Genomic DNA, 13438 nt, shown 5'->3' with positions numbered 1-13438 from the left:
ACTAGGTTCGGTTCATACGGTCAACGCCTCGAGATAGCCCTCTTCGGCAAGTTGGTACACGACGCGCGCAGGCTGAGCGTCTCGCATGTGATGCTGGCCACACGCTATCGCGGCTGCAACGGGTACAGCTGCCAGCATGCGAATACGCTCACACAATGGGAAAATCGATCTCCACTTGTGCGAGCGCTGACCTCCACGCAAGCGAGAAGGCGGCAAGGTCGGCCTTCGTCTGGATTGCATCGGGCCCTGGCGCGTCAACGGTTAGGGTCAATCGAGGGAGACCTGCGACCGCGGCCGGTGCCGCACTCAGCTCGACCACACCGGAGACACTAACCGTGAGCACGACCTCCGTAGCCGTTGCGTCAACGCCTGTGGTCGCGACAACGAAATTCGCATCGGACCCCGGCCTGCTCCGCCAACACCACGCGAAATCCTCGGCATCGCGGAAGCGCGGGACACTCGGATGTCCCCTTTGTCATCAAGCTCTGATCCCAGAAAAACTAGGAGAGGCATCGGCGCCATTGCGAAGACCGAGACAGTGTCGAAAGGGGTGTCGAAGGATGAAGTGAAAGCGCGATTCTTCGACAAGGTCGCACGTGCGAAAGCGGGATCCGTGGATCCGGGAGAGTGGGAGGACCTCGGCGCGCTTCTCGATTTCCTAGTCGCCCAGGCATAGCGCGACGGTCCAAGGTCTCCGGGGCGCCGCGCGTGCAAGAGGGCTGGGTGAACATGAGGCAGAACTCGCATCGTGTTTGCCCAGTCCCGATTCCGGTCCGCGGTGCGGGCGCATTGGTCTGCGATGACGCCCTCGCCGTGATGTCAACTCGGGCTCATAAGATCACTAGACAGGGCGACGGCGATGCCATTGGGCAGCAGGGTGAGCCGCGCGGAACGGGGAGACGATGACACCACGCAAGCTGGTACCCACGCACGTAGAGGGGTCTGCGCCGAACCTCAAGACGCTCGCACCGAGATACAACTTCTCTGCGCACGGCGTCTACTTCACCATTCTCAAGTCCACAATCGAGTCAAGCCCGGACGTGCATAACATCGCCCTCGCTGGCACGTACGGTGCGGGCAAGAGCAGTGTGCTACGAGAGATCGCCAGAACGTTCCCGAATCGGGTCGTCGAAGTGTCCCTACTAACGCTCGGTTCCAAGGAAGACGTGCCAGTTCCGACAGCGGAGACCAACCCTGCGGCCGCGTCGAAGACGAACCGGATACAGAAGGAGATTGTCAAGCAGCTCCTGTATAAACAGAAGCCAACGAAGTCATCCGGCTCACGATTCCATCGAATAGTTCGGCACAACCGATGGGCGGAGGCGGGCGTGGCGGCGATGGCCGCGGCCATCGCGGTCTCGCTGGGGCTTCTCTTCGGGCTCGACGTGGTCACCACGCCGGTCCTCGGTATCACCTTCACTGAGCGACCGCATCTGGTTGGGGTGGTCGCGCTGTTCCTCGTTCTTGCAGCTCTCGCGGCAGCTCTCGCATGGCTGGTTCGAGCGTTCATTCGCGGTCGGATTGCAATCGACAAGGTGACGGCGGGGCCTGCCACCATTACGTTGCCCTCCCGGTCGGCAAGCTACTTCGACGAGTACCTCGACGAGATCATCTACTTCTTCGAGTCGAACAAGAATCTCGACATCGTCATCATCGAAGACCTCGACAGGTTCAACGACCCGAACATCTTCGAATCGCTGCATTCCCTCAATGGGATCCTCAACGCTGCAAAACAGCTCGGCGGGAGAGACGTTCGATTCATCTATGCAGTGCGCGACAGCGTCTTCGAACGACTTGGGCGCGACGAACTGGAAGGCGTCACCGACGAGGCGCGCGCGGAACTGATTCGAGCGAACCGCACCAAATTTTTCGAGCTGGTCGTTCCCGTTGTGCCGTTCATCACGCACCGGAACGCACGCGATCTGATGGCGAGCGAGTTGGACGAGCGTGGCCATAAAGTATCGAAGGACCTAATAGACCTCGCCGCCCGCCATCTCGCGGACATGCGCCTCATACACAACATCATCAACGAATACGAGGTGTTCAAGCACCGCCTTCTAGACGTTGCGCTCCCCGTCCCGGAGTTGACGGCGGACAGGCTATTCGCCCTCGTCTTGTTCAAGAATGCGCACATGGCCGACTTCGAGAACATCCGCCACGGCTCAAGCTCGCTCGACACGCTGTGGGAGATCGCGCGAGACATCATCCGTGTTAACGCTGACCGACTTCGCCGAGAGACGCGTGCACTGCGAACGAAGCTACGCGAGAACACAGAAGTACGCGACTACGCGGCGATTCTCGGTTCCGCTCTGACGACCCGAGTTGAAGCGCTTGTTCATGCCCCGGGGTCGGGGCTGGCGACGACGTCGCTCGCGTACAACGGAGCAGCCGTCGATGATGAGGAACTGCAATCGCCCGAGTTCTGGAGAGCCTTCGTTGCGGCAGGGGCGCCGCTGACTGTGCAGGCCTACGTTCCCGGCTACAACTCCGGTACTCAGGCGATGCAGCTGTCCACGGTCGTCGTTGAGACGTTGACGGGGATGCCGCTTGACCTCGAGAAGTTTGAGTCGAACGTTGTGGCCAACATAGAGCGCGACATCGCAGCGAAGGAAGAAGAGCTTGCTTCGTTGGTCCGGATGACGTGGTTCGACTTGGCGAATGAGGGGGGCTATAAAGTCGGGACGGAAGGCAATCCGGACGGGCTGGCCTTCGCTGCGTGGGCATCGGCCGTGCTCCCGTCGCAACTAGCGTCGGACCTCGTCACGAACGGATTCATCACCTCCTACTTCCCCCTGCACATGTCGTCGTTCTATGGAACGCTCGTAAGGCCCCGCGCGACTACATACGTCATGCGTTTCGTCGACAATCGCAAAGCGGATCCCGACTTTGAGTTGGATTCCAGCGACGTGGAAGCGATCCTCTGGAGCGAAGGGGCGTCCGTGCTCTTCGAGAAGAGCATGCTGAACGTCGACATCGTCGACTACCTGCTCGAATCGCGAGCGGCCGACGCAAAGATCGTGATGACCACGCTCATGAACGATCCCGATATCGAGGAGTTCATCGACCGTTACCTAGAGTCCGGTACGCACAAGGCGGCGTTCATCGCGTTGCTAGCGACGCGCTGGCCGAGAGTCTTCGAGCATCTCGTATCCACTCCCGCCGTGGACGAAGAAGACCGCATGGCGCTTATAGATGTGGCCATCGCCCACCGCGACGGCAATGTCGAGTACCCGCTCAGTCCGACGTTGCGAAAGCGGATCGAGAGTGACTACCGTTCGCTGCCGTCTCTCACTGCAGACGCCGTCCCCGAATCTGCCAAGACGACTGCTCAGTTCATCGACGAGCTCGAGGCGGTCCTCCCCGACCTGGACGGCCTACCTCGGGCGGCGGTGGAGGTGCTCCGCGGGTCGCGTTCTTATCTGGTCACCCAGCGAAACCTGGAAGTGCTTATCGGCGGATCCGACATCTCGCTTGATGCACTGGGTGCTGTGGAGGCGGACATGGTGGAGTTCGTCGCAGAGACTCCCCGTTCATACCTCGAAGCTTGTCGCCAGTCTGAGGAGACGAAGCATTCAGCACACTCGTCGAAGTGGTTGAAGAGGTTTCTCGTCGTCGCTGGAGGAACCGACGCAGAAGCTTGCTCGGACATCATCAACATGGCGCATCCTGAATTCGAGTTGGAGAAGATCGACGCCGTCCCTGCCACTGTCTGGGGGCCGCTCTTCCGATACGGACACGCCAAGATGACTTTCGAGAACGTCTCCGACTACGTCGATGACCGTGAAGAGGTCGACGACGACATAGCGATCCCGCTGACCAAGGTTGACGAGCTCGCCGAGTCCTCCAAATATGACGAGGAGAGCCGTCAAGAAGTGGCACTGGCCATCATCAACTCGCCGTCCTCGGTGCTTACCGCGTCTCAAAGAGTAACCCTCGCCCTGTCGCTAGATCCCGGTACGCTGCCGACCGCGGAGATCGAGCCGCGCGCCGGGAAGCTCGTCGGCATGCTCCTTGAGCACGGACTCCTTTTCGATGACGCCGATGCCTTCGCATCGAGGCTGATGGTCGACTGGGAGACGCAGGCATACGCGGTTGCACGGTCGACAGAGTTCGGAGATTTCGTCTCGCCAACGAGCCTCGACGGGAGCTATGTCGCCTTGCTGCTCGCGGACGATGCGCTGGCTTCGGTCCACTATCCGGTAGTACAGACGTTCACTGCCTACCCGAAACTGCCTGTCGCGGCACACCAGGCCTACGCCGAACGTGCTCTGAAGGGGGCGAACTACACACCCAAAGCGGGCGGCATCAAACGAGCTCGCCAAGGCGGGCTCAGTGTGGATCTCACTCTGCAGCTGCTAGCGAAGTTCAAGTCCAACGTCTCGCATGACGAGCTTCGTGAGATCGTCCGTCTCCTCGGCGCTCCATGGTCAAAGCTCGCAGACCCTGGCCACGGCAGAAGCACTCCGATCCCGTACTCACCTCACGCGCGCGATGTTCTCGAGGAGCTTCAATCTGCGGGAGTCGTGCGCAAGATCACGCGCGTCGGCGACACGATGAGCGTCACACGGAAGCAAAAGTAGTCCGGGCCTCTTGTGTGTGTGCTTTCTCGATCTCAGGCAGCGACGGACGGCATCCCTGGGTCCGAAATTCTCGGTCGAGTGAAGCCCTGAGTTGGCGTCAACAGGGCAACAGCCTCGCGGCGTCAGCGCCCGCTGGACGTAACGTTCGGCATCCCGCCCTTCGGGAACCAGGACGGCGGCTCGACGCTCAGCGGGAAGTTAGAGTCGCCGTGGAAGGAGCGCAGGTCGACACCGTTGTGCTTCGGGAGCCCGTCGAGGGTCGCGACGGGCGCCTTGGTCGAGTCGAGGATGGTGAGGTCGGGAAACAACTGCTGCGCGATGAACGCGGCAGCGTCCCAGGCGCGGATGCCGTGCTCGTCAGCCAAGTCCAGGATGACCTCGAGCTGAGGCTCCGAGTATTCGAAGCGGAGCTCGCCTTCGCTCGTGTGGACGGCATCAGTGTTCAGTCGCGCCTGCGGTCGGATGATATTTGCGATGTCGGCGACACCTTCCGCGAGGAGAAGCAGTGTCACTGGACGATCTGGTGTCCGGCAAAAGGGCGGACGGCCATCTCGGCGACGTCGTACCCAGACGCGGTCATCTCTGTTCGGTCAGGAACATGGGGGAAGGGGGTGTTGTTCAATTCGGGGTTGTTCGCGTTTGCTCGTTTGCCCCGGGAATCCGGGGTTCGTGCTTGACTGAGCGACACCGGATCCTCCACGCGCGTCGACTTTTTCCTCCGTGCTCACATGGCAGCCATGCGCGGCGGGACGTGCGAGTCCGTGCGTGGTGTCATCTGCGACGATGGCAGGGTGACAGAATCCGCGAGCGACACGACACCATCTGCGCGCTGGATAGCAGCGCTGCCTGGAGCGTTGAGCCAGGAGGAAACTGAACGCAGCGCGGACGCAGAGTTTCTGCATTCCCTGTTCGCTGACCTGACTGCGTTTCATCTTCGCCCTGACGATTGGAATGCCCCGTACGGCCCCTTCTACGCGACTGCGCAACGCCGCACTAAGGTGCCCGACGACCTCTCTCCTGACGAGTTGAGCGTGCTCAGCGCGGTCGCCGCAGAAATTCCGACCCGAGTTCTACGGATACGGGTGAAGGATGTCCTGGCGTTTCGATCTACCGGCCGTGAACGCGCGGAACTTTACGCAGCTGTTGTCGGCGAACTCGCCGACGCCGTGATGGGCGAGCCACTGAAGCCTGATCTGCTCCATCATTGCGACAGGGGCATCCTCACAGCCCTGCGCTTTAAAGGGCCGACGGGAGAACAAGGCAAGCGGCTTGAAGCCGCAATGGTTGAACGAATCGACCGACCACAAGAAGAGTTCGAGCCAATCTGGCTATCTGATCTGCTCTTGAAGCACGGGTGCGGGCGCGAGCACGCCGATCAGATCGCGCGCTCCATGCGTCAGCATGCTGAACTGAACGAATATCCGGGGTCGAGTCGCTCGTTCCGCGAAGCTGCTGCCAGGTGGCATCATGTCCGCGGCGCGGACGAGGATGCATGGGTTGACATCGCGTGGGTGGTCGAGAGTTTACGTTCGGACGCCGTGGTTCTGCTGGCGACGGGACAACCGGATTCAGCGATGTTCGCCGCGAGCGAGTTGGAGCGCGCATTGGGGCTTGCGCGCACTGTTCCCAAGGAGCGCCGTTCAGCGGTCGGCCTCGAAAGGGCAACAGAGCAGATCGCGCACGAGATAACAGCCGCCCATGCACGTGGGATGGGCTTGCTTCGATCTCGGTCGAGATCCGTCGATCTGACTGAGATCGCTCGGGCGGCACGGGCCACAGTCGAGCCACTCGCTCTCGGCGAAGCCGTGTACCAGTTCCTCCACCTGGCCGAGATCGCTGATTTCAACGCGATGAAGGCCGCGGCAGAAGAGGGTTCAAAGACGAACCCTCTCACGTCCCTGATGGCCGTAACTCACTTGTCGTCGGATGGGAGAGTCGTTGGGCGCTCTCGTGGTGGCACCGATGACGAGGTGCACGGAGTGACCTCCCACACCTGGCGGCGCATGATTGAGAGCTACGAGCTTCGCATCGGGTTGATTACGAACGGCCTAGTGTTGCCTGGCTGGATAGCGCTCACGAACAACCACCACCTCACTCTCGGACATTTCCTGGATCTCACGTCCAGGAGTCCCCTCGTCCCCCGAGGTCGAGCCCGGATGGTCGCGCAAGCTCTGCTCTACGGATACGACGGAGACTTCCTCACCGCCGCGCAGCTACTCGCCCCGCAGATCGAGAACATCGTGCGAACACAGCTCACAAACGCAGGCGTTCAAACCCGGGTCTTCGAGGGCGGCGTTCAAACCGAAATAGGGCTGTCTGCGCTCATGGAACGCGAGGCTGCCACCCGCGTGTTCGGCGAAGACGTTGCGTTCGAACTGCGCGCTCTGTTCTGCGACCCAATCGGCCCGAACCTACGCAACGAGTATGCCCACGGGTTGGTGTCAGATGACAACCGCGGCTCAGATTCTGCGGTCTACGCATGGTGGCTGACATGGAAGCTCATCGACTGGGACTTTTCGAACGCGATGCACGACGTGGCGGCAGCGGAGGCACGGGAGCCTGCTCGGATTCGAGAGCACGACCTGGCTACTGACGACGACGCTCGGTCATCGTAGCGATTCGGGCAGCATTCAGTCTTGAATCGCCGCGACCCCTGGCATGAGATTTGGAGCAATCGCGCGCAACGCTCGGTCCCGGACTTCGTCTGATAGCAGAGACGATTGCTCGTTCGGCGGTCGTTCGGGCATTGCTCGCAACTTTGTGCAGCGTGCTGACGCCGCACTCCATCGTTCTCGGCTCAGCCTGCGAAGCGACTCTTTCCAACCCAGGAGATGCGGCCGTTGCTCTGTACAGAACCTTTGGAAGAAACAGCCATGGTTGACGCGCCGCGAGCACCAAGGGAGCTGATCTTTCCGCCCGGAACGGCGTTACCTCGCGCTACCTTGATCCGTCGGCTAAACGACTCGTTCATACGTTCCCTCCTCTCGTGGACTCAGCATACCCAACGAGACTGAGCTGTCGGCAAGCCCCGCCGGTAAGCGGCTAGCGGCGTTCACTGACTAACCATCCGGCGAGCAGCGCCACACACAGTACGCCGTTCCAGCCCATCACGCTCCACCAGAGCAGGTGGAGCCAACCATCCTGCAGCTCGCCGACCAAGCTCGCGGCGACGAGAAACAGGCTCACCGCAGACGAGAGTATGAAGAAGCGCAGGATGTTCATCGGTTCGCGAACAAGCGCGCTCTCTCCGCGCGAAGCAACTAGAGCCAAGAGGACGGCTGGCGCTACAAGAAGGACGGTCGCAGGTCCCTCTGGTTCACTGCGCCATACGGCCTCTGCGCCAGGAAGCACAAGCGCTAAGAGAGTAACGAGGCTAGAGAACGCCGCCGCCACGGTCGCGGTTACACGCATGCCCCGAAATGGGAGGTCCACGACAAGCTCCCCTTCTTCTTTCGGCTGCTCGGTGTAGCGCCCGTGAACGTGAGCGACTGGTTTGCGAGTGTCATCGAACAGGCCGGATGAGCCAGTGTCGCCGGGCAACTTCAGGAGTCTGCATCGAGCTTCTGGGGGTGTCTGGAACTCGAGGTGATAGCTGGCGGCGGCGGAAGCGGCTTCCAGCGGCACCTCGAGTACTCGCGGGGACCACCCGCACGCGACCCTAAGCGACAGCCAGAAGTGTTTTGGGGGCAAGCCTTCGACGTGCCAGTCGTAGGAGAATTTCAGGACCTGACGTGAGCCCGCGCACTGTGCGTCGATGAGGCCGATGAGCAGAAATCGAGCGGCGAGTGTTCGCAGAAGTTCAGCGGCGTCGTTACCCTCGAAGATCTGCGGGTCGAGGCGCTCGGTTCCTCGCCAGATCCCTGTGCTCAGAAGGGTTTCCACATCGGTCAGTGCCTCCTCGTCAGTGGTCGGCCCTACGATTTCTCCGACCAAATCGATGACGCCTGGCGGGATAATGCTGCTAGACCGGGCCAACTCACTTCGGACCATGGCTACTCCGTACCTACTGGTATCGGGTGTTCCGAGTACTGGCATGACACTTCCGTCTGATCCTCGGGCATCGAACTCGCGAAGCGGCCCCTTCCTGATGTATGCGAGCGGAACCATGAACTGCCCGCGCACATCGTGTGGATTGGGGGAAGACCGTTCCTCAGGATGGAAGGCGAGCGCGGGATCCGGCGTCGGCAAGCAGTCGAGTGAGTGACGCCTTCGGCCGCGTTCGCCAGTGAGTGGATGCACGCTGTCCACCCTGCGGTAGACCCAGGCGTTCCACTTGGCAACTACGTCAACGAGCGCCGCTCCTGCGAGGAGGAGCGCATAGTCCTCGTCCATGGGCGGCGTACGGCGGTGCGCCGCCGTTTCATCTGCTTCCTCGGCACGTGACGTGATCATGTGCCACAGATGACGCAAGCGTCTCACTCGTTCATTCCAATCAGCGTATGCGGAGAGAGGCGGCCCCGCTCAGATCGCAGGCCAACCCATTCTGGCGCGCAGCACAAGGCAACGTCGTGCGTCGAGCTTAGGCAAGCTTTTCGCTAATACCGTTCGCTTTGCGATCCCGAGTTTGAGCACCGAATCGCGCGCTGGCGCGGGAGTGAGCTTCAATCGCTGTCCGACCGGTACGGTCAAGGCCGCGCATCAGTGGCGGCCAGGGTCAGGGTCAGGGTCATCAGCGGCTTCAGCCGATCCGGCAGCTGACATGTTCCTTACACGCCGAGTTCTCCGGCACAACGTGCTGAGGCTCGGGCGCCGGCACCCCTGCCGCGAAACCGAACATCGCAGTGACACACTCGTCAGGCGTTCAAGAAACGACCGTTAGTTGAACGAACCTGACGTTGTCGGCGAATACGCGCGGAGGGCGTGAAAGCCGTTCCACTACCCGTTCAACAACTAATATGAACGCCGACCGCTTTTGGCACACATTTGGCGAACACTCGTGTGACACGAGAACGCGTTCCGCGTCAACTGACTGCGAGCGGAGATGGCCGCCCGTTCTCAACCGACGTGCAGACCTGAATCGTCAGGAGGGGCGGCAGCGGGATACAGATAGCCATACATGCACATCGGTGCATGTATGGCTACCACTCGCCGAGTGTTCGTGGTCGCTGGTCCGTGCTCGCGATGAAGCGGGACCAGCAACCACGAATACTTCAATCAGCCGTGCCGGACTCGATGCCAGCGAGCCAGTGATCCATCCGGTGAATGCTTGCCGAAGAGCCGGCTTTGTCTGGCCCATCCAAGTGACCGTGCACGGTACCGGTTTCACGCACTACCTGCACGTCCACACCGGCGGCTGCCAATTCGCTCGCGTACGCTTCCCCTGACGCCCGCAAGAAGTCCGCATCGCTGTTCACGATGAACGTAGAGGGCAGATTCTCGAGGTTGTGCCCTCCCGGGAACGCGTACGGGTCTGCCAGGACGGCGCTGTCGCCGCCGACATAGTAGAGGGCGAGATCGCTTGCACCGGTGTTCGCTTGCTGCTCGCTGGTGGGTTCCGGCAGCGCTGCGAGTTTGTCTACGAGTTCGGGACGAAACTCCGGGAGTTCTGCGTGTAGGAACGGGTATGCCATCAACAGTCCAGCCGGCTCAGCTGCGCCACTATCACGCAGCCGAAGTGTCACCCCGGCCGCGATGTTTCCTCCGGCGCTTGCACCTCCGATGACCCAGCTGTCTGCATCCGAGATGTCGTCGGTTGTCATCAGTGCTTCTGTCAGGGCGGCTACTTCCTCGGACGCAACCGGGAAGAAGTGGCCGTCTCGGGGTGGGGCGTCCGGCCCGAGGCCTTCCGGGATCGGTGCGAGTCGATAGTCGACGGCAATCACCACTCGATCTTCGGTGGCGAGCTGCTGTGCCACCCAGTGGCTTTCGAGCATCTCGAGGTCGCCGAACATGAACGCGCCGCCGTGCAACCAGAGCAGGCCGTTCTCTGGTGAAGAGCCGGGGACCTGATAGATCCGGATCGGCACGCTGCCGTGCGGACCATCGAACGTGGTGTCGACGATCTCAAGCTCGGCCGAAGCCGACGCCGAGTTGGTCGTCGCGGGTGTTTCTGTTGCCGCTGAGCAGCCGCTCAGGACGACGGTTGCAGCAGCGGCGGCGACTGCGGCGCGCACAAGGGATTTTCGCATCTAACTCTCCATTGGGTTTGACGTGGCTCTTCGTTCGTCGGCTGTCCTACCGAACGAAGTTCAGTCCGCGCGGGCCATCGCGTGAACCGGGTTACTGATGGGGTCTCGACTGCTGTGAGGACACTCGAGACAGGTGAAAGGCCTCACTGTTCAGGGAACGGAAGTGGACCACTCGGTATTGGACGCTTCCGCTCAGCTGCCAGCTCACCGAGGCGCGCGCGGGCTGCGCTCTCGGTGAGCTGGCGATGCGTTGGTTACCGCGCGAGTGCTCGGTCCAGATCCGCTCGGAACTCGTCCGAAACGCCAGGAAGGGCTTCAATCAACGACGACAATGGCAGTGTCGCGAGGCTCGATTCGACGTCCAACGGGAGGGTCGGCATGTGGCGCTGGAATGTCTGGGAAACTGCGTCCCATACGTCGGGCTGCTGAGCGACGTCGCGAATCGACCATCGGAGCGAGGGCGATGCTGGTTCGCCGAATCCCTCGTCGACCGCGTACTCCCAGTCGTGCTCACCTGACGTGATCTCAAGCTCGGTAGCGTCCGCGACTCCCGGCAGCAGCACGGTCGCCTGCATGCCGTCGGGTACCGAAACATGGAGCGTGCCTCGACCGTTCTCGATGCTCCAGTCGGCAACGATCCGGCCCCGAACCGTGTCGTGGACAGTTTTCGCCGAGGTGAGTCCGGCTCCGGGGTTCGGTGCAATGCGCACGCGCGCGTACCCAGGCTCGAGTCGCTGAATCCCACCCACGACGCGGTGCAGCCAATCGCATACTGCGCCGAGTGCGTAGTGGTTCAGTGATGTCATACCGGTGGAGTTGAGTGAGCCATCCGGCAGGACTGCGTCCCAGCGCTCCCACATCGTCGTCGCACCCATGGTCACGGGGTACAGGAACGACGGGCATTCGGTCTCGAGGAGGACTCGATACGCGACGTCGAGCTGGCCCGTCATGCTTAGCGCGTCAGTCACGAGCGGGGTGCCAGCGAAGCCCGTGGAAATCCGGTATCCCCGCTCGACCACGAGCTCCGCCAGGCGCTCGCCAGCTCGTTCACGCTGAGCATCTTCGACGAGGCCGAAGTTGATGACGAGCGCATACGCGGTGACCGATTCACCGACCAGGCGTCCGGATTCTGCGATGTACTCGCGTCGGAACGCGTCACGGACCTTGTCGGCGAGGGCAGTGAACTCACGTTCGTCATCCTCGTTTCCGAGCAGCGCTGCTGTGTCGGCCATCTCTCGGCTCACGCGGCAGAAGAACGCGCTCGCGACAAGATAGCGATTCGTCTGGCCGGCCATAGGGTTGCTCGGTGGAGCGTCAGGGTCGAGCCAGTCGCCGAACTGGAATCCCGCGCTCCACAGACCACGCTCGTCCAGCAAGCCTGCGACCTGCCTGACGTACTTCGTCATCGAGGGGTAGGCGTCCTGCAGGATCTGCGGATCGCCGTACTCCTGGTAGAGCGTCCACGGCAGGCTCACCGCGACATCGGTCCAGAGTGCGTTCGGGCCCTCCCACTGTGGGATGGCGCTCGGGACGACCCAGGGCACGTTGCCGGTCTCGAACTGCTCAGCAGCAAGGTCCTTGAGCCATGAACCGAGTACGCCTCGAACGTCGTAGAGGAACGCAGCGGTCGGTCCGAATGCGTTGATGTCGCCAGTCCACCCGAGGCGCTCGTCTCGCTGCGGGCAATCGGTTGGGAGCCCGACGAAGTTGCCGCGCATGGACCAGACAACGTTCTGGTGCAGCTTGTTCACGAGCGCGTTCGACGTTTCGAACCAGCCGGTGCGCGTCATTTCGCTGTGCACAACGATGGCGCGGAGGTTGTCCGCTGCGAGCTCGCCCGGCCACCCTTCAATCTCCGCGTACCGGAAGCCATGGAAGGTGAAGCTCGGCTCCCACGTCTCCGCTCCCCCGCCGCGAAGCGTGTATCGGTTTGTCGCCTCGGCTGTGCGATTTGACTCGACGTCGAGTTCGCCTGCCGGGTTGACGTGCTCGGCGTGTCGAAGCACGACGGTTGTGCCGGCGTCGCCATCCACGGTGAACCGAACCCACCCTGCGATGTTCTGGCCGAAATCAACGAGGTACCGTCCGGTCGAAGTCCTCGAGACAGAGATTGGTGCGAGTTCTTCGATGCGACGGATCGGTGGGCCCTCTGGTGCGACGAGCGTCGAGAGGTCCCAGTCGTAGGCTTCTGCCTCCGCCCACGTTGAGGCGTCGAAGCCGCTCGTGTTCCACCCGTCAGGCTCGAGTCTCGCGTCGTAGTTTTCGCCGTCGTACAGACTGTGCGCTGTCACAGCCCCGGAGCCGACGCGGAAGGAGCTGTCGGAACCGACGGTGTCGACGCGGTCAGCGTAGTGCAGCTCGAGTCGTGCGTAGAGCGCGGGTCGATCTGCGTAGAGTTGCCGACCTCCTTCCCACCCGATTCGTCCGACAGCCCAGCCCTCGCCGACAATCGCGCCGAGGACGTTCGCGCCTTCGCGCAGTTGGTCCGTGATGTCGTACGACATGAGGTTCAGCCGGTGGCGGTAGGACGTCCACCCTGGTGAGAGAACGTCGTCCGCATTCACGGGCTTGCCGTTCACGAACGGTGTCACGATGCCGAGCGCTGTGACGGACAGGCTCGCGCGAACGAGGCCTTCTGCTACGTCGAACTCTCGGCGGAAGTACGGGGCGGGTGCGGTGACGTCGGCTGGGCCGGGTGCGGCGATGAAGCCGGCAGGAGCGTGCATGTGT

Annotated in this window: 6 protein-coding genes and 1 pseudogene; 2 read left to right on the top strand and 5 right to left on the bottom strand. The window is 61.9% G+C overall.

All coding sequences use genetic code 11. The annotated features are described in order from the left end of the window. Positions 1-148: 148 nt before the first annotated feature. Positions 149-433 (bottom strand): annotated as a pseudogene (locus ABTV68_RS07205) (SAVED domain-containing protein); the annotation flags it as partial. Positions 434-902: 469 nt separating this feature from the next. Between ABTV68_RS07205 and ABTV68_RS07200 the strand changes: the two are divergent. Next, entirely contained in the window at positions 903-4580 is a 3678-nt protein-coding gene (locus ABTV68_RS07200; RefSeq protein ID WP_433676948.1) for a hypothetical protein, read from the top strand. 122 nt (positions 4581-4702) lie between these two features. Here ABTV68_RS07200 and ABTV68_RS07195 read toward each other — a convergent pair whose 3' ends face one another. After that, entirely contained in the window at positions 4703-5092 is a 390-nt protein-coding gene (locus ABTV68_RS07195) for a hypothetical protein (protein ID WP_433676947.1), read from the bottom strand. Between the two features lie 279 nt (positions 5093-5371). On the opposite strand from ABTV68_RS07195, the gene ABTV68_RS07190 reads away from it, so the two are divergent. Then, positions 5372-7195, top strand: a complete 1824-nt coding sequence (locus tag ABTV68_RS07190) for a DUF4209 domain-containing protein (RefSeq protein ID WP_433676946.1) — start codon at positions 5372-5374, stop codon at positions 7193-7195. 427 nt (positions 7196-7622) lie between these two features. Here the strand turns inward: ABTV68_RS07190 and ABTV68_RS07185 are convergent, their stop codons facing one another. The 3 genes from ABTV68_RS07185 to ABTV68_RS07175 form a co-directional block, all read right to left on the bottom strand. Beyond that, positions 7623-8972 carry a hypothetical protein gene (locus ABTV68_RS07185; protein ID WP_433676945.1) on the bottom strand — a complete coding sequence of 450 codons (1350 nt, stop codon included), beginning with the start codon at positions 8970-8972 and terminating at the stop codon, positions 7623-7625. 758 nt (positions 8973-9730) lie between these two features. Further along, on the bottom strand, positions 9731-10708 hold the full coding sequence (locus tag ABTV68_RS07180; RefSeq protein WP_433676944.1) for an alpha/beta hydrolase fold domain-containing protein: 978 nt from the start codon (positions 10706-10708) through the stop codon (positions 9731-9733). A gap of 254 nt (positions 10709-10962) precedes the next feature. Next, positions 10963-13434: a family 78 glycoside hydrolase catalytic domain gene (locus ABTV68_RS07175; RefSeq protein ID WP_433676943.1), complete on the bottom strand. Its 2472-nt coding sequence runs from the start codon at positions 13432-13434 to the stop codon at positions 10963-10965. Positions 13435-13438: the final 4 nt, after the last annotated feature.

Origin of the sequence: Microbacterium gorillae (assembly GCF_050990725.1) — a bacterium.
In the GTDB taxonomy this organism is placed as follows: Bacteria; Actinomycetota; Actinomycetes; order Actinomycetales; family Microbacteriaceae; genus Microbacterium; species Microbacterium gorillae_A.
The sequence above is the reverse complement of the archived record's forward strand: the minus strand, read 5'-3'. Positions and strand labels throughout refer to the sequence as shown.